The 24,205-nt window shown below is 43.5% G+C and carries 24 protein-coding genes; 8 read left to right on the plus strand and 16 right to left on the minus strand.

The genetic code is table 11. The features are described from left to right. Positions 1-108: 108 nt before the first annotated feature. The 8 genes from P5683_RS11385 to P5683_RS11420 all read right to left on the minus strand — a co-directional run bounded on the left by P5683_RS11385 (position 109) and on the right by P5683_RS11420 (position 8,653). On the minus strand, positions 109-306 hold the full coding sequence (locus P5683_RS11385) for a hypothetical protein (protein ID WP_006668917.1): 198 nt from the start codon (positions 304-306) through the stop codon (positions 109-111). Positions 307-525: 219 nt separating this feature from the next. Then, complete coding sequence (locus P5683_RS11390) at positions 526-2,118, minus strand: glycoside hydrolase family 57 protein (protein ID WP_006668919.1); 1,593 nt, start codon at positions 2,116-2,118, stop codon at positions 526-528. A 177-nt stretch (positions 2,119-2,295) separates the two neighbouring features. Then, on the minus strand, positions 2,296-3,351 hold the full coding sequence (locus P5683_RS11395; protein WP_006668920.1) for a HAMP domain-containing sensor histidine kinase: 1,056 nt from the start codon (positions 3,349-3,351) through the stop codon (positions 2,296-2,298). Between the two features lie 7 nt (positions 3,352-3,358). Continuing rightward, positions 3,359-4,258 carry a HAMP domain-containing protein gene (locus tag P5683_RS11400; protein ID WP_006668921.1) on the minus strand — a complete coding sequence of 300 codons (900 nt, stop codon included), beginning with the start codon at positions 4,256-4,258 and terminating at the stop codon, positions 3,359-3,361. Between the two features lie 311 nt (positions 4,259-4,569). Further along, a complete protein-coding gene (gene pgsA, locus P5683_RS11405) occupies positions 4,570-5,106 on the minus strand; it encodes a CDP-diacylglycerol--glycerol-3-phosphate 3-phosphatidyltransferase (RefSeq protein WP_006622833.1) in 537 nt (178 codons plus the stop codon). 44 nt (positions 5,107-5,150) lie between these two features. Next, the gene (locus P5683_RS11410; RefSeq protein WP_315639887.1) at positions 5,151-6,920 is read right to left on the minus strand and encodes a serine/threonine-protein kinase; all 1,770 of its coding nucleotides are present in this window, start codon (positions 6,918-6,920) and stop codon (positions 5,151-5,153) included. Positions 6,921-6,991: 71 nt separating this feature from the next. Continuing rightward, a complete protein-coding gene (corA, locus tag P5683_RS11415; protein ID WP_006622831.1) occupies positions 6,992-8,191 on the minus strand; it encodes a magnesium/cobalt transporter CorA in 1,200 nt (399 codons plus the stop codon). Between the two features lie 207 nt (positions 8,192-8,398). Next, entirely contained in the window at positions 8,399-8,653 is a 255-nt protein-coding gene (locus tag P5683_RS11420; RefSeq protein ID WP_006668922.1) for a pentapeptide repeat-containing protein, read from the minus strand. Positions 8,654-9,045: 392 nt separating this feature from the next. Here P5683_RS11420 and P5683_RS11425 point away from each other — a divergent pair, with 392 nt between their 5' ends. The 3 genes from P5683_RS11425 to P5683_RS11435 all read left to right on the plus strand — a co-directional run bounded on the left by P5683_RS11425 (position 9,046) and on the right by P5683_RS11435 (position 12,004). Then, positions 9,046-9,648, plus strand: coding sequence for a CHAP domain-containing protein (locus P5683_RS11425; protein WP_006622829.1), 603 nt, complete (start codon positions 9,046-9,048; stop codon positions 9,646-9,648). Positions 9,649-9,737: 89 nt separating this feature from the next. Then, positions 9,738-9,989: a hypothetical protein gene (locus tag P5683_RS11430; protein ID WP_006622828.1), complete on the plus strand. Its 252-nt coding sequence runs from the start codon at positions 9,738-9,740 to the stop codon at positions 9,987-9,989. An 8-nt stretch (positions 9,990-9,997) separates the two neighbouring features. After that, complete coding sequence (locus P5683_RS11435) at positions 9,998-12,004, plus strand: CHAT domain-containing tetratricopeptide repeat protein (RefSeq protein WP_315639885.1); 2,007 nt, start codon at positions 9,998-10,000, stop codon at positions 12,002-12,004. Here the strand turns inward: P5683_RS11435 and P5683_RS11440 are convergent. Then, complete coding sequence (locus P5683_RS11440) at positions 11,950-12,264, minus strand: hypothetical protein (protein WP_006622825.1); 315 nt, start codon at positions 12,262-12,264, stop codon at positions 11,950-11,952. The genes P5683_RS11435 and P5683_RS11440 overlap by 55 nt on opposite strands. A gap of 207 nt (positions 12,265-12,471) precedes the next feature. Here P5683_RS11440 and P5683_RS11445 point away from each other — a divergent pair, with 207 nt between their 5' ends. From P5683_RS11445 to P5683_RS11455, 3 genes are all read left to right on the plus strand, one after another. After that, a complete protein-coding gene (locus tag P5683_RS11445; RefSeq protein WP_006622824.1) occupies positions 12,472-12,846 on the plus strand; it encodes a hypothetical protein in 375 nt (124 codons plus the stop codon). Positions 12,847-12,849: 3 nt separating this feature from the next. Beyond that, positions 12,850-14,286: a hypothetical protein gene (locus tag P5683_RS11450; protein WP_193520678.1), complete on the plus strand. Its 1,437-nt coding sequence runs from the start codon at positions 12,850-12,852 to the stop codon at positions 14,284-14,286. Between the two features lie 99 nt (positions 14,287-14,385). Further along, positions 14,386-15,519: a glutathionylspermidine synthase family protein gene (locus P5683_RS11455; RefSeq protein WP_006668926.1), complete on the plus strand. Its 1,134-nt coding sequence runs from the start codon at positions 14,386-14,388 to the stop codon at positions 15,517-15,519. On the opposite strand, the gene P5683_RS11460 is transcribed toward P5683_RS11455, so the two are convergent. Together P5683_RS11460 and P5683_RS11465 are read right to left on the minus strand one after the other, a co-directional pair. Continuing rightward, on the minus strand, positions 15,516-15,830 hold the full coding sequence (locus P5683_RS11460; protein WP_006668927.1) for a hypothetical protein: 315 nt from the start codon (positions 15,828-15,830) through the stop codon (positions 15,516-15,518). The two genes, P5683_RS11455 and P5683_RS11460, sit on opposite strands and share 4 nt — an antisense overlap. Then, positions 15,827-16,417, minus strand: a complete 591-nt coding sequence (locus tag P5683_RS11465) for an EndoU domain-containing protein (RefSeq protein ID WP_315639881.1) — start codon at positions 16,415-16,417, stop codon at positions 15,827-15,829. Before P5683_RS11465 ends, P5683_RS11460 begins: the two co-directional genes overlap by 4 nt. A gap of 141 nt (positions 16,418-16,558) precedes the next feature. Between P5683_RS11465 and P5683_RS11470 the strand changes: the two genes are divergently transcribed. After that, positions 16,559-17,020: a hypothetical protein gene (locus P5683_RS11470; protein WP_006622818.1), complete on the plus strand. Its 462-nt coding sequence runs from the start codon at positions 16,559-16,561 to the stop codon at positions 17,018-17,020. 25 nt (positions 17,021-17,045) lie between these two features. Here the strand turns inward: P5683_RS11470 and P5683_RS11475 are convergent, their stop codons facing one another. Further along, on the minus strand, positions 17,046-17,657 hold the full coding sequence (locus P5683_RS11475) for a hypothetical protein (RefSeq protein WP_006622817.1): 612 nt from the start codon (positions 17,655-17,657) through the stop codon (positions 17,046-17,048). Positions 17,658-17,866: 209 nt separating this feature from the next. Between P5683_RS11475 and P5683_RS11480 the strand changes: the two genes are divergently transcribed. Continuing rightward, the gene (locus P5683_RS11480; protein ID WP_008056081.1) at positions 17,867-18,136 is read left to right on the plus strand and encodes a zinc ribbon domain-containing protein; all 270 of its coding nucleotides are present in this window, start codon (positions 17,867-17,869) and stop codon (positions 18,134-18,136) included. Between the two features lie 68 nt (positions 18,137-18,204). On the opposite strand, the gene nadB is transcribed toward P5683_RS11480, so the two are convergent. The 4 genes from nadB to P5683_RS11500 form a co-directional block, all read right to left on the minus strand. Further along, the gene (gene nadB, locus P5683_RS11485; protein WP_315639880.1) at positions 18,205-19,980 is read right to left on the minus strand and encodes an L-aspartate oxidase; all 1,776 of its coding nucleotides are present in this window, start codon (positions 19,978-19,980) and stop codon (positions 18,205-18,207) included. A 66-nt stretch (positions 19,981-20,046) separates the two neighbouring features. Continuing rightward, complete coding sequence (locus tag P5683_RS11490; RefSeq protein WP_006622814.1) at positions 20,047-20,844, minus strand: MBL fold metallo-hydrolase; 798 nt, start codon at positions 20,842-20,844, stop codon at positions 20,047-20,049. A 56-nt stretch (positions 20,845-20,900) separates the two neighbouring features. Continuing rightward, positions 20,901-22,838, minus strand: coding sequence for a penicillin-binding protein 2 (locus tag P5683_RS11495; protein WP_006622813.1), 1,938 nt, complete (start codon positions 22,836-22,838; stop codon positions 20,901-20,903). A gap of 101 nt (positions 22,839-22,939) precedes the next feature. Next, entirely contained in the window at positions 22,940-23,518 is a 579-nt protein-coding gene (locus tag P5683_RS11500) for a hypothetical protein (RefSeq protein WP_006622812.1), read from the minus strand. Positions 23,519-24,205 lie beyond the last annotated feature (687 nt).

A 24,205-nucleotide genomic window follows, 5' to 3' on the forward strand; every position in this document is an offset into this window, starting at 1 on the left:
GATATTTTGGTGATGACCCATCATTAACGCCCGTGCTTGGTCCTGAGTACCCATGATTTTTGTCTCCTAGTATATGGAATTAACTGATTGAAAAAGGGTTGAAGTGCTTTAACTCATTGATGAGGAACTGCGATCGTAACTCATACTTGAATTGGAGTTAGGTTTCCCTTGGATGGTGCTATAATAATCGCCCACATCGTCGATACCTACTTCTTGAGCCGAACGGTTGAGCATAGATTGCTGACGGTTCTTGATATTTTGGTGATGACCCATCATTAACGCCCGTGCTTGGTCCTGAGTACCCATGTTTTTTGTCTCCTAGTGATTTGAGTGGGTTTTTTCCCCCACGCTTACTACTATACTATAAAATTCTGTAGTCTATTTTACAGAATACCAGAAGTTTACAAAATTTAACATTAGTTTCGGGCTAAATTAGCGATCGCATTCTGACAAAAAAGCCCCAGCCCCCTTAGTGGCTAGGGTTGATAGGATGATAGGAGGGTTAGAGCGGGGGTAGGGGTGAGGCTACATCACAGGTCGATAGACCCGATAGTTAATGTTGGGGAAGATATTATCGAGAGTTTCCACCTTTTGGAGCCATCCCGCATCAATTTTACCGATCTTGATATCCTCATAAATCTTGTTAAAGCGCATGAGATGGGATTTAGTGCGGCGCACAGCATAGGGAACCATAGTCCCAGAACTGATAATAAAAGCCCAGTCAGAGGATTGAGCCAGCAGCAATTCCCGCGCCGCCTGATTGAGAGCCCGCAGTTCCAACTCATTAAGCGCTTCTCGACAAGCGAGGGAAATCATGCGCTCTGCCGCTTTATGTAAATGGGGATATATCCAGGAGTTAGTATGGTTAAGCCAATATTCATGAAATCCCTTATAACCCCAACTCGACTGAGCCGGACGACAGACCTGCTGGGTGGGGTAAGTCTGTAAATAATCAGCTAGATGGGTCATCGCGTAAACATCTTGATCAAACCAAGTCTTGCGGAACAGAAGATCTAGGAACCAAGGTCCTTCATACCACCAGTGTCCGAAAAGTTCCGCATCATAGGGAGAGACAATAATGGGGGGGCGCTGCATAATCCCCTGTAGGTGTTCAACCTGGCGCTCTCGGTTAAACATAAAATTGGCAGCGTGTTCCGCGACTTTTTGTTTAGCCCAATAGGGGTCATAGAGTTCTTTATCTGCTAGTCCTAAGTCGCGCCCAGTAATTTTGTGATATTTGATGCCCGTATTTTTCCGTTGACCGTTGGGCATGATATAGGGTTTAATATATTCATATTCAGCTTCCCAACCTAAATCTTTATAAAACTCTCTATATTCGGGAGAGCCGGGATATCCCACCTGGGAAGACCAGACCTGCTGGGATGATTCATGGTCGCGAGCAAAAACGGCGACTCCGGTTTCCGTAAAAATGGGGGCATAGGTACCAAATCGGGGACGGGGTTGGGCATAGAGTACCCCATGGCCATCGGTGAGAAAGTAGCGTAAACCACAGTCGGCTACAATCGTTTCCAAACCATTATAATAGGCGCATTCTGGCAGCCAGATACCTCTAGGGGGGCGACCAAAGTTTTCTTCGTAGTGTTCGCAGGCGACTTGGATTTGGGCGTGTACCGCTTGGGGGTACATTTTCATTAGGGGTAGATAGCCGTGGGTGGCTCCACAGGTGATAATCTCTAGGTTGTTGCTGTCTTGGAATTGCTTAAAGGCTGTAACTAAATCCCCGCTATATCTTTCCCAGAGGGTACGGGCTTCGGCAAATTCTTCAATATAATGTTTGGCTAGATAAACTAGATGGTCATTGTGTTGGTTGTGGTCAACTTCTTTCTCGACCAATTCCTGTAGTTTGGCTAAGTGTTGGTCGTAGCGTTCTTGCAAAAGCGGATCGCGGAGCATGGACACCAGAGGGGGGGTCAGGCTCATGGTCATTTTGAATTCAATGCGATCACGTTTGAGCCCTTCAAACATTTGGATCAGAGGAATATAGGTTTCGGTAATGGCTTCAAATAACCACTCTTCCTCTAATACATAGTCACTTTCGGGGTGTCTGACAAAGGGTAGGTGAGCATGGAGTACCAGGGCGAGATAGCCAATAGACATAATGATTTAGGGCAAATTAAGGATTTATAGGGAGTTGGGGTCCCGGTGGATTCACAATATGTTAAGATTTTAAATCACTATGGTAATCACAGGACAATGTTAATTCTACCGGAATTGGTCGAGCCGCGCTTTGATGAAATTGGCGATTGGGAAGCGATCGCCTGATTTCTTGGGGTGTCACATTCCCGTAAATGTGTTTTCACCCATAACTAGGGGGAAATATGCCGTAAAGGTTGACCCTTCGCCGATTTCACTGGCCACGGTGATGGCTCCTCCCATTAACTCACAAAATCTTTTGCTGATTGATAGTCCTAACCCGGTTCCTTCGTAGCGGCGGGTGGTGGAGTTATCCGCTCGCTCGAAGGGTTCAAAGATTTTGGTCATCTGTTCTGTGGTCAAGCCAATTCCCGTATCGATGACCTCAAAAGCCACCCCACCTTGTAATTGGTGTTCGTCATTCACTAAGACTGATGAGGCTAAATTTTCCCGCAGGTAGGCCGAGATTTTGGTGTCAAGCTGACCTATATAAATCACATTTAAGTTGACCAAGCCATTTTCTGTGAATTTGGCGGCGTTACTCAGAAGGTTAAGCAATACTTGTTTGACTTTGATGCGATCGGCATACATTCCCTCAACATCAGGGGTACAGTTGACTTTAAGTTGGTTATGATTTTTGGGGAATAATGGCTGCACCAGTGCTTCGATTTCTTTGATTAAGGTGGCAATATTAAAGTTTTCTAAGCAAACCGTCATCATCCCTGATTCTAATTTGGAAATATCTAAAATATCTTGAATAATAGTTAACAGATGCAGTCCTGATGCTCGAATTTGATCCAGGTCGGGAATAAAATCTGTATAGCCAAAATCCACAGCATCTTCTCGCAAAAGTTCGCTATAACCAATAATGGCATTTAACGGTGTACGCAGTTCATGACTCATGCTGGCTAGAAATTCACTTTGAGCATGGTTGGCGCTTTCGGCAGCATCTTTAGCTCGTTGTAATTCAATTTGAGCTAATTTACTTTGGGTAATATCACGGATGATTGCCAAAACTTCACTTTCTCCACTCACGACAATTCTGGCTTCAAAATGATGGCGTTTTTCATCAAAAAACCATTCATATTCAAATACTTGTACTTCCTGAGTAATTAGAGCTTTATTGACATTTTTTAGATAAAGATTAGCCAAATTATTCGGCAATAAATCATAAATACTCTGGTGTAGATAATCCAAAATTGACTTAATTAATTCGCCTAGATGCTTGAAAGTCTAAAACCAGACCCTCTTGATTAAATCTTAGCATTAAATCGGGGATAGCATTAAGCAATGCTCTGTTTTTAACCTCACTTTTTCGGAGTGCTTCCGCTCGTAGTTCTAAGCTGGTGATTAGTTGTTCCTTGCTTTCGACTAAATCTCGCAATTGTTTAGTCATTTTGTTAAAAGAATCCGCTAAAACCTGAAGTTCATCTTGGCTTTGTAAGTCGATTTTTAACTCTAAATCTCCGGCGGCTAATTCTTTGGTGGCGGCGGTCATTTGTTTAAGGGGTTCAGTAATTGAACGGCTAATTATCGAGGCGAGACAAGCTCCAGCAATGGCGGCAATCATAGCAATAATTAAACCCTGATTGCGGACGGTTGCCATTTTATTTTCTAAGGGTTGCGTCGAGAGTCCGACACTGACAGCACCCACGATTTTACCGTTGAAGGTAACGGCTTTTACTCCCAATAGTTGTTGATTGTCATACTGCCAATTCAACAGGGTTTCTGAGGTTTTCAGTAACTCCACAACCCCAGGTTTCAGGTCGATATCATTGGTAAAAATCTCCGAGTTATAGACATCTGCAATTACCCTACCTTCGGCTTGATAGATATGACCGGAAACTAAAATTTGAGCAGTTCCTAGTTGCTCCATTAGTCGGGTGAGAAACTGAACATCAGAAACTTCCAAAGGTTCAGCGGACGCAATGGAGATGGTTTCTAGTAATATATTAGCCTGTTGTTCTAGTTCTTGTTTAAAACTGTGTTGCTGAAGCTGAAGGGAAAGCCAAGTGACGCTGGTTACTACTATGATGACTAACCGGGTCATGGCTATAGTGAGTTTTTGGACTAGCGAAACTCGTTTACCCTGAAACTTTCCCATGTAAATCACCTATGATAAACCTAGTTATCAAGTTATCCAAATTGGTAGTTACGGCGTTAATTTTGGCACAACAATTGGGGAGAAAAACCATAGATAAACTCACGAGAACACCTAAAGATAAAAGCAGAAAATTATTAAGATCAAGTTATTATTGGTGTATTGACCCCCCTATACCTAACACCCTACACCCTGCTTCTAGGGGAATGCACACCTGAGAGCAGGTGTCTATAAGTATTTTAACAGAACTTGTGAATTTGTTAGGCTGTTCGGGTGGTGAAAGTTCACTGGGAAAAGTTCCGGTTTTACTGAAATTAGCTAGAATGATTTGGGGGGGTTTGTTGGCTGGGTATGGGGGGTAAAATATAAATTAGACCGGAAATTAAGGTGATGGCTACGGCGAGCCAAAATATGCCGATCGCAATTGTTTCCCAAATGGGGGAAAGGGGAGCAATTAATAAAGCAATGGCGACTATTTGCACAACGGTCTTGATTTTTCCTAGCAGGTTGGCTCCGGAAATTTGGGTTTGATTAACTCGCCACCCAGCGATCGCTAATTCTCTCCCCAAAATCAGAAACACTCCCCAGGCGGGAATTTCGCCGATTTCTACCAGTGCTAACAGGGGAGCTAATACCAGTAATTTATCTACGAGAGGATCGAGGATTTTTCCTAGGTCTGTGACTTGGTTCAGTTTTCTGGCTAGGTAGCCATCTAGCCAATCGGTGGCGGCGACGATGATAAAAATACCTAGACAGAGCCAGCGATTTTCTGGGGTCGGTTGCTCTAAAGTCCACAAGATAAAGGGAATCCCTAAGAGACGGGAGGTGGTGATTAATGTGGGTAAATTCATGGTTGATGGAATTTGGGGTTTGATGGCTATTGGGTTTGTAAAAACTATTCCCGTCGCCAAATTTTGATGGTGTTGTCACTACTACCACTGGCGATGGTGCGATGATTGGGACTGATGGCGATCGCATTAATATCTTTGGTGTGTCCTACTAGGGTATCAATGGCTTTTCCTTGGTCGAGATCCCAAATTTTGATGGTGCGATCGGCACTACCACTGACTAGCAGTGATTTTCGGTCTTGGTCGGGAGAGCGAATAAATGCAACAGTTCTCACCCAGTCTTCGTGTCCGGTTAAGGTTTTTAGGAGTTGCTGAGTTTCCATATCCCATAGTTTGATGGTGTTGTCACTACTGGCTGAGGCGAGGATTTGACTATTGGGACTAAAAGCGATCGCATTAATGTCCCGCTCATGTCCTAAAAGTTGCCCTAGGTGTTCGGTACTATTTACCTCCCATAGGTGGATAGAATTATCGCTACTGGCTGCTGCTAACAGTTCCCCATTGGCTGAAATGGCAATGCCATTAATCCCCCGCGAATGTTGTAAGGTGTGGCATAGTTTACAGGTGGAAAGTTTCCAGATTTTCACGGTTCCATCGTCACTACCACTGGCAATAATATCGCCTTTGGGACTAAAGGTGATAGACATGGAAACTCGGTCGGTTTCATGAGCCGCAATGGCGATCACTTCTTCGCTGTTTTCTAGGTTCCATAGATGAATCTGACCGTCACCACTACCCCCCGCTAAGAGTTTTCCATCTGGACTAAAGGCGATCGCCAGAATGGGTTGAGAAGATCCTAGTAAAGATATCATAAATTCTCCCGTCTGTGGTCGCCATAGTCGAATAGTGCGATCGAAACTACCTCCCGCCAAAATATTACCATCGGGACTAAAGGCGACACAAGATACAGAACTCCAATAGTCGCTCAAAGTTTGGGGACGTTTCCAACCCACACTATTTTTAGCCGAGGGGAAGCTAACTGGTTGCGTAATTACGCTAAGTTGGTTACTACGAGCATTTAGATCTTGCAGAACTTCTGACGCTGATTGATAGCGGTTATTAGTCGCATCTTCAATCAGCCGATTCAGAATTTTTGTCAGTTCATCACTGATGGGATTATTCACTAAATAATGATGCCACACCCAGCAAAATTCTCCAGTATCAAATAAGTCGAACGGTGACATTTGCGTGAGTAGATGTATACAAGTGACACCTAGACTATATAAATCACTAGCAAACGAGGCTTTTCCTCTTAGTTGTTCCGGAGCAATATATTCCGGTGTGCCAATTATAGTTCCTGTGCGTAGTAAAGCACTACCGATCGCCTCTTTAGCTGCGCCAAAGTCTACCAGCACCAATTGTCCGTTAGCAGAACGGATAATATTCTCTGGTTTGATGTCTCGGTGGATAATATTCTCGGAATGTACAAATTCTAGCACTGGCAATAAGTTAGCCAGTAGGTAGCGAATTTGAGACTCGTTAAATACTCCCCTCTTGGCGAGGATTTCCGATAAATTATCACCCTCAATATATTCTAGCACCAAATACTGGCTATTGTCAACTTTAAAGTAATTAAAAATTTGGGCGATTTGTGGATGTTTACCGAGATTTTCTAAACGGGTGGCTTCTAGTTCAAATAGTTCCGAGGCTTTGGCGAGACTTTCCCGACCTTTCCATTGGGGGGAGAAGTGTTTAACCACACAGGGAGAATTAGCCGAATTTTGCTGATCTATGGCTAAGTATGTGGTACTAAATCCCCCTTCTCCTAAGCATTTGATGATTCGATAGCGTCCAGCAATTATCTGTTCAGTTTTCATAGTAAGTTAGCTGTGAAGGTGAACAAAAAACAGTCAAATAGTGGCTATTTGCGGAATTACCCAGATTTTCACTAATGGTCGCGGTCAAATTGGGAGAAATCATTAAACCAACCTCGTTTCCAAAAAAAGTAAATTAAACTACCCGCCATAATTGCCATTAATGCTAGGGATATTGGATAACCATAATAGGATTTTAATTCTGGCATATTCCAGGGGGAGGTTTCCGGGTCAAAGTTCATTCCATAGACACCGACAACAAAGGTTAGGGGAATAAAAATTGTCGAGATGACCGTTAAAACTTTCATGATTTCATTCATGCGGTTTCCCATAGACGACAGGTAAATACTAATCAGATCTGAGGCTAACTCCCGGTAAGTCTCCAGCATATCGCGAATATTGACTGTATTATCATAACAGTCTCTCAGATAAACTCGCACTTTTTTGCTGACCAATTTATTTTTGTCGCGAATCAGGATATTTAAGGATTCTCGCTGATACCAGATCGCGCGACGTAAAACAATCAGATCCCGTTTCGTTTTATAGATATTCTGCATGGTTTTGGATTGTGGCTGAAACAAAACCTCATCCTCTAAATCTTCTAGCATATCGCTATAGACTTCTAAGACCGGGAAAAATTCATCAATAATCGCGTCTAAAATAGCATAAGCCAGATAGTCCGTGCCATATTTGGTAATATTACCTTGATTTTGGCGAATCCGATTTCTGACAGGTTCTAAACAGTCATATTTAGGCTTTTCTTGAACTGTGATTACATAATGTTCCCCTAAAATAATACTAACCTGTTCTTTATGTAATTTTTGAGACCGGGGACTTAACATGACCATCCAAGCGATAATTACTACATGATCGGGATTGTCATAATAAACAACTTTCGGACGCTGAGGAACATTCACCACATCTTCTAAAGCAATGGGATGAAGGTTAAAAATTTCGGTCATCTGTCGCCAGGTTTCTAAGTTTCCTAAACCTTGTATATCTAACCAGGATATACATTCAGAATCATGATAACGAGTATATTCTGAGGGACTGTTGATGATAGTACGCATAGCAGTAGTCTGGTTGTACTCAATTACCACCAGTTGAGGAGGAACTGCATCACTTTTCAGGTCTAGGGTTCCGGGGAGGGTTCCGGGTTCGTCAAAAAAATAGTCTAACTCTGATTGTTCTTCGTCTTCTTCGGTGATTTCTAATTCTGGGTCGGGACTAGATGGGGGTTTGACATTTGAGGTCATAAAATATGCGATCGCCATAAATTACTATGATGATTATTGTATCGAAATTCCCTCTAAGTTTAAATAGGCGATCGCAGTTGCGGGATGACCAATTGTTTAAATTATGGTTAACAAGTTAATTTCACTAGCCAGATTGAGTCTATCCCATATCATTAAATCATAATTTATCTCAGACTAACTGTGGACGCAACACTATTTCAGTCGTTGCGTCCCGATTTGCTTCTTTCAATAGTTGGCGATACCTAATTCTTGTTGGAGAGATTGATGATAACGAGCAGATTGCCAATTTACAGCCTGTTTAATTTGGGAAACCCGCAAATTGCGAACCTGACTAAAATCAGCATCTTGCAGATTAGCACCCTCAAAAATAGCGTGTTCTAAATCTGCCTTACCCAAATTAATACCCGCCAAATTAGCATTAGTCAGATCCGCACCTTTGAGATTAATAAAAAACGACTTTTTGGAACCATTAGCTTTCATGATACTGTCTCCCCAGATTTGGTGCTTTGATATAGCAGTTACCAGGACAGTTATTAAACAGACCACTGACGCTAAGGGTAGAGTCCTTTTAACTCCTGATTCCCGGCTCCCTGTTATGGTTTCCATTATGCGGCAGATGACAGACAATTTCTGTGATATTATGGCTAAAGGTTGGTGAATTTGATCAATTCGGAGAGTGATTTGAGTGGACTAAGACAGTGATCTAGATCAATACTGTTGTAAAATGATGGTGGCAGCGGAGATTTTTAGTAGTGCCAGGGGTTCTGGGTATCAGGACAGTTGAGAAACTGTGCTAATTGGAGACCAAAAACTAAACTAATGATTTGATAATTGAGATATAACTAAGATAAATAGTAAAGGAAAATTCTACCATGACGACAGCAAATGATGTTCTGCGAGTGGCTGTGGCGGAAATAGGCTACACTGAATCACCCCCACACAGTAATCAAAATAAATATGGTCAGTGGTATGGTATGAATCATGTGCCTTGGTGCGCGATTTTCGTGTCCTACTGCTTCGATCGCGCGGGTCTGACCCTACCAATTCGCACCTCCAAAGGATTTGCCTATTGTCAAGATGGGGTACATTGGTTTCAGAGACAGGGCCGATGGTTTTCTCAGCCACAGGTTGGGGATGTGGTATTTTACTGTTGGCAGGGGGACGGTATCTCTGATCATGTGGGAATTGTAGAAACTATTCATTCTGATGGTAGTGTCACCAGTATTGAGGGTAACACAGCGGTTGGTAATGAATCTAATGGCGGAGCAGTCATGCGTCGCCAACGTCGTCCTGGGGGGATTATGGGTTATGGTCGTCCGGCTTATAAACAACAGCCTACACCAGCACCTGCAACCCAAAACACTACTCCAACTCCCCCGACTCCTGAAACCAGTCAACCCACGCCAACTGATACAGTCCCAGAATATCACCGCAACCTCTTAGATGCTTTGACTCGCCGTGATTCTTCTTCTTAGTAAAAAAAACCCGGTTCTCGAAAACTGGGTTTATGAGTGCTTCTTGGTATCTAATCACTAACTGTTAATACTTACCACATCAGAGGATTATGCCACCAGCTAATTTTCATCAAGTTTTGGAACTAGCAGAGTCTCTGTCGGAGTCCGAGCAAGATTTTTTAATTGAAATTCTGCAAAAACGATTATCCGAAAAAAGGCGGAAAGAAATTGCTGAGAGTATTGTTGAGGCTCATGCTGAATATAAACAGGGTAAAACTCAACCAGTGACTGTTGATGATTTAATGGCGGATAAAGAAACCCGGTTCTCGAAGAAACCGGGTTTCTCTGGGGTTGACACTTAGCTATAGTGATGCTATACTTAGATTTGAAAATAATCGCCATATTCAGGAAGCGTGGGATTATTATTGTGATATTTGGCGATTTAATAGCAAAATTCCCGTTAGGTCAGCGTGCCGAGAATATTGAAAAGGCGATCGCTTACTATCAAGACGCTTTAGAAGTGAGAACCCGCCAAGCTTTTCCTTACAATTATGTAGAAACATCATTTAATTTAGGGGTTGCTTATCAAGAATTAAAACAATGGCAACTCGCTTATGATACCTTTGATAATGCCATTGAAACCGTCGAAGATATCCGGACAGAAATTGTTAAAGGGGGAGATGCAGATAAACAGAAATTAGCCGAAGAATGGCAGACGCTTTATCAACACATGGTCGAAGTTTGCATCGAACTGAAAAACTATACCGCCGCCATTGAATATGTGGAACGCAGCAAAACCCGTAACCTGGTTGAACTCATGGCAACCCGTGACCTTTACCCCAAAGGCGATATTCCCCAAACCGTCCTCGATGAACTCACCCGCCTGCGTGGAGATATCGAAACCGAACAACGTCGCCTGGAAATTGAAGAACGCAACCGCGACAACTTTGGCGGCACAACAATGGGAGAACGCGGCGCTAATGTCACCACCGCGCCAACTTCACCGCCAGACCGCAGCCGCCTCTACCAACTTCAGGAACAACTCGATCGCCTGATTAACCTTGATATTACCCCCATTGACCCGGAATTCCGCCGCACCCAAAAGGTTCAGCCTATGCCTTTTGCAGAAATTCAAGCGTTAACAGGGGAAAATACGGCGATTTTAGAATGGTATATTTTGCGCGATCGCTTTTTGGTGTTTATCGTCACACCCCCGACAAAACCCACCGCAACCGACGGGGAAAGGGTGACACTCTGGCAGTCTAGTCCAGCAGATTATCAGCAATTAATCCAGTGGGCTAATGACTACTTAAATGCTTATCAAAACCGCACGAGTCAAAATTGGCAAAATAGCCTGATTTCCCGCCTGCAAAAACTGGGGGAAATTCTCCATATTCATGAACTGCTCGCGACTATCCAGAAGACGGCTAACAAATGCGATCGCCTGGTTTTAATTCCTAACCGCTTCCTGCATTTATTCCCCCTTCACGCTATCCCCCTCTCGGTATCGGGGAGAAATATCACCTATTTAATGGATCGATTTTCCGGCGGGGTTAGTTATGCACCCAGTTGTCAACTTCTGCAAACGGCAAATAATCGCGATCGCCCGAATTTTTCGGAACTTTTTGCCATCCAAAACCCCACCGAAGATTTGGAGTTTACCAACTTAGAAGTTCAGACCATTTCCAGCGATTTTCAACCCCAGACTATTTTAGCTCACAAAAAGGCGACCAAAACCGAGTTAAATTCTGCACACCAAAGGAAACTAAAATCAGCCCATTGTCACCATTTTTCCTGCCACGGTTATTTTAATTTTGCCAATCCCCTACTGTCCGCTTTATTACTCGCCAACTGCTACCTAGAACCGCCTCCCTCGCCGATTGACCGCAACTGCCACCTACCTGTTAATGATAACAAAACTGTTGATTTAAGTCAATGTTTAACGTTGGGGGATGTGTTTACTTTCGATTTGGGTTGCTGTCGGTTGGTGACGCTTTCCGCCTGCGAGACGGGGTTGATTGATATTCTCTCCAACAGTGATGAATATATCGGCTTACCCAGTGGCTTTTTGGTGGCGGGTTCGACTAATGTGGTGAGTTCCCTTTGGGCGGTTAGTGATATTTCCACGGCGTTATTAATGATTCGGTTTTATGAATTATTAAGGGATGGATATAATGTAGCGATCGCTTTAAATTCTGCCCAAAAATGGTTAAGGAATGTCACGAAATCCGATTTATTAAATTGGATAAAACCCGCCCACAAAATGAAGTTAAGGATGTCTTTACAACAGATAAAAGATGATCAACCCTTTGCTTCTCCCTACTACTGGGGGGCATTTTGTGCGGTGGGGAAAGTTACAGAAACCCGGTTTCTTTGAGAAACCGGGTTTCTAAATTCGATGTCATTTAAAATACTGGCTAAAATTTCGGGAGTCAATCCGTTATCAACTGCTTTTTTTCCGATTTCTGTCATGGTTTGACGCAGCTTGTTTGTCGCTGATGTCCTGGAAAGCAATTGATTTTTTAGCACAAAAGCAATCTTCGTCTCTATCTGTAGCTTTTCGAGTTGGTCAGCATGGCGATAATATTCGGCGATATCAATCGGAACTTTAATAGTGATTTCTTTTAAGTCGGTCATGTTGTTTTCCTCAAAGCACTATATAAATGGGGATTTTTAGGGGTTCGCAAAGCTAATTTTAATGGTTGAGACACCCCCTACCCTATTCTATCATCTGGGATTACCCATTGTCTATCTAACCAAAGTCCCAGAAACCGGGTTTCTAAATTCGCACCCAAACCAGAAATCTGATACAATGGATATAATGATGCGTTTTCAAATAAGTCTATGTCTTTTGAGGAACAAAACTTAGCCGCTTTTGTCCAACTCCTACAGGAACAGCCTCAATTGTTTACCGACCCAAAACGTCAAGAACTACTTAAGTTAATTGAACCCTTAGCAGATGATACTGAAACCTTATCTAGTGCTATATCTATGTGGTATGAACAATATAATAATATTGTGAATAGTCAGTTTCAAATATTGAACAACTATATTTATAGCCAGCAGTCAGAACCCAGTGATCAACGTTTAGCCGGAACTACTAGCTTCTCTTCAACTCCTAGCCAACCTCGAATCACTAAAGAGTTATTAAAAAATAGCATTGTGCAAAGTCAGCCAACTAAGCAAACTCCCCCCAAGAAATCATCAACTGATAATTAATAGATGGTCGCCGATACTCAGTTAGAGACTGTGAAAAACCCGAAGCTAACCTTAATCGCCTTTCAACTGCGAAACATTTTGCAGTCGGGAGATGAACCCATTGAAACATCAGACCATCTGTGGGAAAAATGCCGGGAATTGGGAATTAAATTGGGTTCTCCTCAGTTAAAAGACTTGATTAAACAAATCCAGAAACCTGACGGGAAAATTGATTTTGCGTCAACGGATAATAACTCGGACCATATCCCACTGTTGAAACCTGACCCAGATACCTTTTTATATTTCTATGGGAAACCGGATGCTAATTATCCTCAAATTCAGGGGGGAGTGTATCCGCTGCAAATTCATGATACCTACGCCGTTGATATTACTTTTTATCGACCGGAAGCAGTTGTGAAAGTCTCGGAATTGCAGACATTTATCAATCCCCACAATTGCTTAAATCCCGATTTTATCCAATCTGATTTGGGACAAACTCTCCTATTTTGGGCTGAACCCATGGCGGCGGAAAATAAAAGCGATCGCCATTTCCTCAATGCTTGTATTCGGGGATTATTTCCCACCCCAGAAGCCGAACTTTTATTAAAACATCCCCCCAGTGAGGGTCAGTTATTCGGGAGTCCGATTTTTGAATATCAAACCCCTACCAATCATCTATTAATCTGGTTGAATAATTCCCCGGAAACTCAACAGTTAGAAAGCCAAGGGGTATATTATGAACCCTTGATTCATCTATTATGTTGTCGCCATAAAATCCTCTATGCTTATCGCCAGTCCCGTTGGTGTAATCAACAGGCGAAACAACTCTATCAACAATTATCCCCCCATCTCAAAATCCTTGAGGAATTACCAGAACCCACCCCGCCAAAACTAGAGATTTTAAAGCAGGAATTAACCAAACTACCCCGACTATCCTTTAAATATTTCAACCATATTCAAGAGATTAAACTCCACTTAAACACCATTGAAACCAACTTAAAAAACTATCAAACCTGTGTGAAAGAACTGGAAGATATCGCCTTACCTGAAGATGACTTGCCTTTTTTGCATGAGTTTCAAGCCAAAGCCAGAAGTACATTTATCGAACAAATAGAAGTCGATTTAGAGTATTTAATCCCCGGACAAGACTTGTTTTCAGAACTGATTAACACCATTCGCGGATTAGTAGAAATTGAACAAACAGAATGCGATCGCTCCTTAGAACACACCATCCAAATTCTCGGGGCTGGACTGGGTGCGGGAGGTATTGTCGCTTCGGCGGTTTCCGGTCATATTGAACAAGGTTTCCTGGTGAAAGATGACCAAAATCAATATATCTTAAATCCCGGAATTTCTGCCTTATTTTGGAGTCTTTTCGTCTTCCTGCTAGTCGGTGGTGTGGTCGGTTCTATCAATGGTGGGTTACTTGAGTGGTATAATAACTACTTGAAAAAGCGATAACCATCAAGGCTGAGGAATTTAAGGTTTTTTTAAGATTTTCCCCTTGACAAACCCCCTCTGATAGCATATTCTAGTAATCAGACTATGGTAAGTTCAAAAATGCAGCGTATTTCAATCACACCTCGTTCTGACTGGCAAGACAAATGCGACGAGGTGGGATTTCATTTCTACGAACTAGATGGATTGTATTGGAACGAAAGGGTTTGTTATCAATTTACCAGCGAACAAATTGACGAAATAGAAGCGGCTACCCAGGAACTACACGAACTCTGCTTAGAAGCCGTTGATTGTATTGTGTCGGAACAACGTTATCAGCAACTGTCAATCGACCCAGATTTTTTTGAACTATGTTGTCGGTCTTGGACGCGGGAAGACCTGAGTTTATATGGTCGGTTTGACTTGGCTTATGATGGCGTTAACCCCCCCAAATTACTGGAATATAATGCCGATACTCCGACGGCTTTGTTAGAAGCCAGTGTGGTACAATGGATGTGGTTAGAAGAGGTTTTTCCTGATGCTGATCAGTTTAACTCAATTCATGAAAAATTACTAGCCCAATTCCAGACAATTTACGAAAATTCACCCCCACAAGGAAAGTATCTACATTTCACCTGCGAACGGGATACAGAGGAAGACTTGGGGACTGTTGAATATTTAAGAGATTTGGCGATGCAAGCAGGTTTTGAAACCAAACATCTATATATAGATGAAGTGGGTTGGGATTCTCATAGGATGTGTTTTTGTGATTGGGAATATAAGCCAATTAAGTTAATGTTTAAACTTTACCCTTGGGAGTGGATAGTTGATGATGAATTTAGCCAGTTTCTGCTGAATGAACCGATGCAATTGCTAGAACCACCCTGGAAAATGATTCTCAGCAATAAGGCGATTTTACCAATTCTCTGGGAATTATTTCCAGATCACCCTAATTTATTACCTGCTTATTTCGATTCTAGCCCCCTGCGACATCCCTACATCAGTAAACCTATTTTCTCCCGAGAGGGTGCTAATATTAGCATTTATTATGGCGATCGCACTTATCAAACCCCAGGGATATATCAAGATGTACCCGTGATTTATCAAGCCTACTTTCCCCTCCCAGAATTTCAAGGTTGTTATCCGGTGCTGGGTTCTTGGGTTATCGGTGGGGAAGCAGCCGGGATTGGTATTCGAGAAGATCGTACCCCCATCACCCAGAATACTAGCCAGTTTATCCCCCATTATTTCATCTAACTTTCAAGTTTTTCTTGCCAGCATAAAATAGCCTGTTTAAACTCATTGAGAGAGATAGTTTCGATGGGTTCATCATCTATAATCAAATTCTCAATGGTCACATTTTGGGGGGACAAACTCACATAATAAGCATTACCAGAACAGATACAATCAGCAATTTCGCCATTTTCTAACGCCGCAATTTGATTGCAGATATGCCTAACATATTCGCAGTTATCTTGAACATCCAAAGTTAAAAATTCCACTACCAGGCGGTGGGCGTTACTTTGTTGTTTCCACTCTGACCAGTCCCAATTAGTTTCCATACTCATCTTGACAACCTTAAAGGAAATCCTGTGTTAATTTTACCATCTGAATTAGTAGCCCCAACGACGACGTATTGGCTGCCATCATTAGCCTGACAAAACCGATTATCTCCGCCGCTAGGGCTATTATAGCCACACCAAGCCCAATTAGGAGCGTTAGAAGGACATGATATCCTATTGTCGGCGGCGTGAGCAATGGAGTTAATTACCTGTGTGGGAGTACAGCGATCGGGAAACATAGTCGAAAATTTGGTGGCTTGAGATGACCCTTGATAAGTCCATTCTCCTGCGTAAATACCCTGACTATTGGCGGGTTGGGTAATGTTAAATCTGGCAACAGTGGAGGGATTTCTTCCCCCAGGACGCGAATGAAATCCTACCAGTCTCCCCCGTCGATTCAACTCTCCACAAAAAATATGTGTATGATTAACTTGTCGGTTATTATAAGCGGCTACCCAATGGCTGGAATTTAAACAGTTACTCGCTTTTCCGGGTTCACTAGCAGCAAACACAAATATAGCTACTGTTGCTATAAATAACCCTAAGATATTGATGAATTTGGCGACCTTCCGCCTAGGGGTTGTGGTTGTCATAAATTCTCCTGTGAATTTTATGGATTGTATCTATGGTGATTATGACCGTTATATGATAACATAATTTTAGGCAATTTTCCAGGGTAAGATGATGGGAGCATATCCCAGTCTGTAAACAGTATTGAGAAATTTTGGGCTAAAATGAGCGATCGCCTGTGGGTTAGAAAATTTACCCCTACCAGGAAATTACCTATAATCACTGTAATTATCCCTTTATTAGCATTGACGTTATGGGGATGTTCTCTGGTGGGAATAACACCAACACCCACCTTAGTTCAACAAGCCCTAACCATACAGATTAAAGAAATCCATCAACAACTCAAGCTACAATCAGATTTTGCCAGGTCTCCCCAATCATTTAAAATCACACGGGTAGCCATCTCGAATATGGAACCAATAATGATTAACAACCTCCAAGGATTTAAAGTTGAGGGAACCTATAACCTGAGTGTTAAATTTAGCGATCGCTGGTGGCGGGAACAGCAGAACCGATTTCAGATTTACCTACAAAGACAAGCCCAAGGTAGAATCTGGAGATTAGCACGTTTAGAAAATCAGACAAATCGATGGTCTACAGTGCCAATTCCCCATCGACGTTTTTAGGGATATCAGCCTGATTAATCATAACTTATCCCAAACGATGATTACTTTCCATTTCCCAGGGTTCCGATTTAGCATCAGTCAACCTGGGATTATTGCTAGGCTTTAAAACCGATTGAATAGTCCGCAAAAAACGATTAGGCTGACCAGATTTCATCGCCTGACGTTCCTGGACTTTTTTCGCCAAATGTCGCATAACCGAGGCATCTAATTCATCAATAAAGTGTTCGGCAATGCGTTCTCCGACACATTCGATCGCCTCGGAATATTGAGCCATTAACAGGTCAACGGTAGCCGCCGCACCATCCACCATTTCATCATCAGATGTCGGGGTAGTTTCCGCCGAGGAATTGGGGGAATGAGAGGAATTATTAACAGGTTGTGGAGGCTGATAATTAGTACGATAAGGACGGCGGTTAAGTAGATTTTGATATTCATCAATAGTCATCCCCAAATTATGAAGGTGATGATGAACATGATCCAGCAAATCGATTTCTTGAGGGGAATAGGTGCTACGATTGCCATTTAATCCGTGCAGTGTTGCCCAGGTTTTGAGGAGGCTAGTATCATTAATGTGATATCGGTCTAATAATTGAGTAGTGGTTAAATCCGTCTCCGGGGTAGGCTTAAAATCACTCATCTAAATTTCTCCTTAAAACTAGATCTCAGACAACCAGACCAGGGTTGAGACCCACCAGAGTCCGTAAATCATCCCTAACCCCGGTGGGGCTTCATCGCTACGACATAGATTATCATCAATAGGGCCGTGTCGTTCAAATTTTATGTAAATTTTAAGTTTTTATGGTAAAAATGAATATAGGGCTTCTTTATCTGTTTGAGAAAACTGCTATGCCAATCTACGATTATTTGTGTCCTAGCAATAACCGCAAGATTGAGGTGATGCACAGTATCAATCGGGAGGTGAAAACCTGGGGCGAGGTTTGTCAGTTAGCGGGTTGTGAAGTGGGGGATACCCCAGAAGATGCACCCGTCCGTCGCCTCTTGAGTTCACCCATGCTGTCTATTCCCACTTCTAATGCTGATTACAGAAATGCGGGGTTTACCAAGCTAGTCAAGCGAGATAAGGGGGTTTATGAGAATGTGACCGCCCAAGATTAATCGACTCCTAAATGAGTATCGCCATGGATTAACCCTCTCCTACTAATGGGATGGCTAATCCTGGTTAATCATTTCGTCGGTAGATTAACCCGATTCACAGTATGAATTTGCCAATCTGGGCTAGTTTCTGGGTAATCTAGGCGGTAATGTCCCCCTCGGCTTTCCTTGCGAAAAGTGGCACTTCGCAGAATCAAATATCCGATATCTAACAGGTTGAAAGTTTCCGCCAACGCTTTCAAAGTTTTGCCCGATTCAGGAGATAATAACTGCATATTTTGCCGAGGATTCATGGTCAGCAAATATTTACTGATTTGTAATTTTTGCAACTCCTTGCGCCAATTTAAAACAATGGGGATAGCTGCTTCTAGGACGGTTTGGGTCCGACAAATTCCGGCACTTTCCCACATCAAAGCCGCCAAACTGTGGCGAATTTCCTCCATTTTCTCTAATTCTTGAGTATAATCAGATTTACCTTGCACCAATATCATGGAAGGTGTATAATCGATATATTTATGGTCAGTCAAATCCATTTCAATTTTGGATAATTGAGAAGCAAAAACCAAACACTCCAATAGGGAATTACTAGCCAAACGGTTAGCGCCGTGAACTCCGGTGCTGGCAGTTTCTCCAATGGCATATAACCCTGGCATAGAGGTGCGATTCATTAAATCACAGGTAATACCTCCCATCCAATAATGGGCAGCAGGAGCCACAGGCATAGGTTCATTAAAGACATCAATGCCCCAATGTTGACAGACGTTAATAATATTCGGAAAACGATGGCGAATTTTATCTGGTGGGATGGGTCGCATATCCAAATACACATTATCCTCAGCGGGGTGATCTGAGGTTTTTTGTAGGTGCATAAAAATGGCGCGACTCACGACATCTCTAGGGGCTAATTCCCCGGCTGGGTGATAGTCAAAGGCAAAACGCCGCCCTTGGCGATCGATTAAATGAGCCCCTTCTCCTCGCACAGCTTCACTGATTAAAAAATGGGGTGCGCCGGGTTTCATTAAGGCTGTGGGGTGAAATTGGAAAAATTCTAAATCTCGGACCGCAGCCCCCCCTCGCCATGCGATCGCAATGCCATCTCCGGTGCTAACTTCAGGGTTAGTAGTTTTGGCGAAAACTTGACCGCCGCCACCAGTGGCTAATACGACAGCCTTAGCTTGTAGCCAGCGAATTTGACTTTGATACAGGACACTAACACCCTGACAACGCCCAGTTTGAGGATTTTGCCATATACTTAAAGCGATCGCCCCAGAAACCACCTGAATATTAGGGCGTTTCAATACCGTAGCCATGAGGACATCAACGATCGCCCTTCCCGTAGTGTCGCGGGAGTGGAGAACCCTGGGATAAGAGTGGGCGGCTTCTAGGGTAGTGGCTAATTTTTCTCCAGTGCGGTCAAAGTCCACACCCAAATTCACTAAAAACTCGATCGCCTCCGCCGCATGGTCTACCAAAAACTGTACAGCTTGGCGATCGCATAATCCCGCCCCCGCCTGTAAAGTATCCTCCAGGTGTAATTCTGGCGTATCTGGGGGATAAATAGCCGCCGCAATGCCACCCTGAGCCCAGGGACTAGAGCCACTTCCCAGGCTATCTTTAGTAACTAAACCGACGCGCAAATGAGGCGGAATGCAAAGACTGGCATAGAGTCCAGCCGCACCACTTCCCACCACAATGATATCAAATTGATTAGGAATTTCCTCCGCCGACTCCGAGAACTCCGAAGTGGGGTTGGGGTTATGTTTCATGCTGTTAAATTCGACGCTTCCAACGAGTATATCGATTCTTTTCTGGAATTTCAGCAATTGCCGAAAAAAGCCTAGGGCCATGGACACCATCCACCCCAGACCAGGGGCGGCGGTGTGCTACCCATTATCTATCACCCATTACCCCCATTATTTAGTTGGCATTTCTACCAAAAATTTACCATCTTCAAAAACAAAAGTTTGCCCCCGTTTAATAAACCCTTGAAAGCCATCCTGTTGAGGATTAGGCAGCGAACCTGGCGGGTAGTGATACAGCCAAATTTTATTTTTAATCTTGTCGGGTAGGGTGATAAGTTCCTGATAGTGAGCATGAACACCCCCAGTAACTGGAGCCGTATTGCAATCATGAAAAATCAGATTAGCACTTTCATAAAAACCCTGCAATTTTTGCGGACAATACTTAGTATCCGTAGTCAAAAACACCTCAACTCCCCCCACGGAGAAACTCAGACCATAACTAGGAACATCCTGATATTTGTCTTGAATATGAATAGTAGGAACCAAAGTAAAATCAACCCCTTCCCAAGTAAAACCAGACCCCGGAGAAATCGGTTCAATATCAAAATAGGTTTCTAATGTAGCCAAATCATCTTCAATAGAAGTCATACTTCCCGCCAGACAATTATTCCATACCAGGTCAACCAGTTCTTGGCTCAGGTAAAGTTTAGGGCGTGAGCAATTAGGGTCAAATTTAGTCGTAAACCCCATATATTCCAAGCCTCCCGTATGGTCAGCATGAATATGGCTAATATAAATATCAGTAACATCTCGATAAGACCATCCCAACTGATACAGAGAATGTCGCAGATCACTCCCACAGTCAATCAACAGTTTCCGATTATTTTCTGCTACCAGCATCATATTAGATTGAAAGTTATCAGCCCCCACGGTAAAGGCTGAACCCGAACCTAAAAATATTAGCTTCATGACATGATCAGGTCGATGGATGTTCAAATTTAATCATATAGCCTGGTGAAGTCCCACTAAAACTTAGATGGGGGTATCTGTTCAACTTTAATCAGCCCCTCCATTACTGACCTAACAATGGGAGCAGCCACCAATCCACCACTTCCCCCTTCTGGTTCATCCACTACCGCTACAACTACATAGCGAGGGTTGTCCACGGGGATAATACCAACAAAGCTGGCAATATAAGCCCCCTGATAATAACCACCCGTAGAACTAGCTTTTTGAGCAGTTCCGGTTTTTCCAGCAATGCGATATCCGGGAATGTGGGCATTTTTACCAGTCCCATCCGTAACTACAGTTTCCATCATCTCCAAAACGGTTTGGGCGGTTTCTGCGGAAAAAACCTGCTCCGGTTGTGGGATGGAAGTTTGCAAGTAGGACTGTCCCTGGCTATTAAACAACCCTTGTACGACATGGGGTGTTACCAACTTACCACCATTGGCTAAAGTAGCATTGATTTGGGCTAATTGCAGAGGAGTAATCGACAATCCCTGACCAAAGGAACTGGTAGCAATCTCAATCGGTACATTCACAAAGTCTTCAGCACTTTTCAGCAGACCAGTCGCCGCAAAGGGTAAGTCAACATTAACGACTTTCCCCATACCTAGACGCTGTAGACCCTGATAATAAACTTTTGGGTCCAGGCGTTGCACAATCCGCACCACGCCGATATTACTCGAATATTTGACGATATCGGTAATCGACACATTGCCCCTAGCACCTGCGGAACTATAATCAGCATTAGAGATAGTCCAAGGTCCGATCTGAATGCTACCTTCATCATTAATGTAACTATCTGGTGCGATCGCCTTAGCCTCTAAAGCTAAAGCCACTGCTATCGGCTTAAAGGTAGAACCGGGTTCATATAAATCCGTCAAAGCCCAATTTTTAAATAGTTCCTTGTCAAACTTATAGTAATGATTAGGATCATAAGAAGGCTCATTCACCAACGAAAGTATAGAACCATCTTCGGCATCCATAACAATCACAGTTCCCCGTTTGGCGTTAAAAGCCTCCACCTGTTCCGCTAGGGTGCTGCGGACAATGCGCTGCATACGAGAATCAATGGTTAGCCGCAATTCTAGGTCATCCATTTGGATAAAACCCCCAGCCAGTTGAGAGGGAACCCATGCGCCATTTACCGCCCGTTGGAACAGCAGGGAAGGCATACTACGTTTAAGCAGGTTTTCCTGACTATACTCAACTCCGGCTTGACCTCGGCCTTCTTTGTCTACATAACCGACAACATCAGCAGCTAAATTTTGTTGGGGATAAAGTCGCCGCCGCTCAGGAACTAATTCTAAGCCATCAATCTGTAATCGGAGAATCCTGCGCCTCACCTGTTCTGATAACCCATCCGCCACCTTTAGACCACTCTGGGCTACATTAAATAAATTCAGCAGTTCCTGAGTGGTGGGACTGCTTAGATCAGTCCTTACCACTACTCCGGCTAGTTGCTGGGCGATTTCCTCCGGCGGGCTTTTAAACAAAACTGGGTGAGCATACAGGGTATATATCTGCTGATCAAAAGCCAGAATTGTACCATTGCGATCGCTAATGGGACGACGGGGAATAAACGGTAGAGAACGCTGTTGTTGCTGATATTCAGCTTTTTCTTGCAGAAAAGGACCTTCGATGATTTGCAGATGAAATATGCGAATACCTAGCCCGAAAATTCCCGCCAGTAGGATTAACCACACCAAGTACAGGCGAACCGGACTGCATTTAGCGGACTTAATCGGCTTTGGCCTCCTGTGGGAGACTCTGCTAGAGGGTTTAGAGATTAGATTTTTTGGGGGATGGTAAACACTAGCAGAACCTGGCGATCGCATAGTGTCGCCTTGGCTGTATCGCTTCTTGATTCTGCCCCGTAATGGTTGACGATTACCACGGGAAGAAAAACCAGATTCATGCGATCGACTCGAACCCGAAGAATAATCAGAAGAAGCCATTGGCTATTTCACCCTGCTAGTATTAACCAACTGTGTTCGATCTTTACGCGCCATTGTCCCAGAAGCACTCCTATCATGGGTCGAGAAGCATTACCTGACTGCTAATAAGCCAAAGGCCGATTTGTTTGAGGAGGCGAAGACCAGGGAGGATTGACAATCGAGGAAAGTTCTCGCCCCGTAGCTGGACGCGGAGGGGCTGGTTGCACATATATAATATTATCAGGGGTAGGAATTTCCAAACCCGCATCAGGGTCACCGGCCGATTCTACAATAGTATGTTTGAGTATTTCCTTAGCCAGGCGCAGTTGTTGCTCTTGTTGTCGCAGATGTTCTAGTCTCGGATATTGTCCTGTCCAGCGAGACTCCCCATAAACCTTCAGCCCATAGAAAGTCATAGCACCCCCCATCAAAACACAGGCTGCGATCGATGACAGTTGTTTAACAGTAATTAGAGATTTTAACCATAGGGGTAGCTCCTGCGTCCTGGGCAGAACTTCCACCACTGTAGTTTGAGCCTCTATGGTGCTGATGGGAGGTTCCTGTCGGGAGTAGGGAGCCGGTTTGACCCGGTTCTGACGAATGCGATCGAGAGAAACCACATTGTGAGGATTTTGGACTACAACAAAAGGGTTCACCTCGACCCGTTTACTGGGGCGGCGGGGTTTAAACGCAACAGCCATCACTTACACCTGATCACAATGTTTAGTTACTTAGTTTTGCCCAGACCTGATCCGGCAACCACAAAAACCTACTGTTATAGTACCACAGATGATATGCTCTGGTATATCTTGAACAATTAATTAATTTTGGCTGATAAATTAAATGTCCCAAGTTTCACCCAGCTTTGTATACTTGTGTTAAATTAGCCACCAATCCAAATGCCCGATTTTGTAACGGCAATACTTGGGGGGAAACTCCTGGGACCTGATCGCGGCTCAAATTCACCGAGCAATTAGCCAATTGGCGATCGAGGAATTAAGGCTGATTGGAACCGATGATCTAGCTGACAGTTGACCAATGTGGTTGTGTGCTGCCTCCAGAACACACACCGAAACCTGGCTGGCTACCCCATAGCCTAAATGCCTTTTTCGATCTAGGGACTGTAGGTTCAGAACCGCGTTTCTGTGCTGGCAGTCGAAGAAATCCCATTAAATTGAATTTGTGGGAGCATGATTTAATCTCAAATTAGGTTAACATTTTACGGCAATACGGTATAATACCAAGTATGGTGCGAGACCTTCGGGTATGAAATAGAGCTGAAATGGGCGTGGGGACTACCCGGTGAGGACTTCAACCCCTTGGTTGATTGGATCGCATCCCTGGCCATCCCATAACACAGCCGGATTTTTTGGCCCACCTTCGAGACC

The sequence above is a fragment of the Limnospira sp. PMC 1279.21 genome (assembly GCF_032349615.1).
Classification (GTDB): Bacteria; Cyanobacteriota; Cyanobacteriia; order Cyanobacteriales; family Microcoleaceae; genus Limnospira; species Limnospira fusiformis.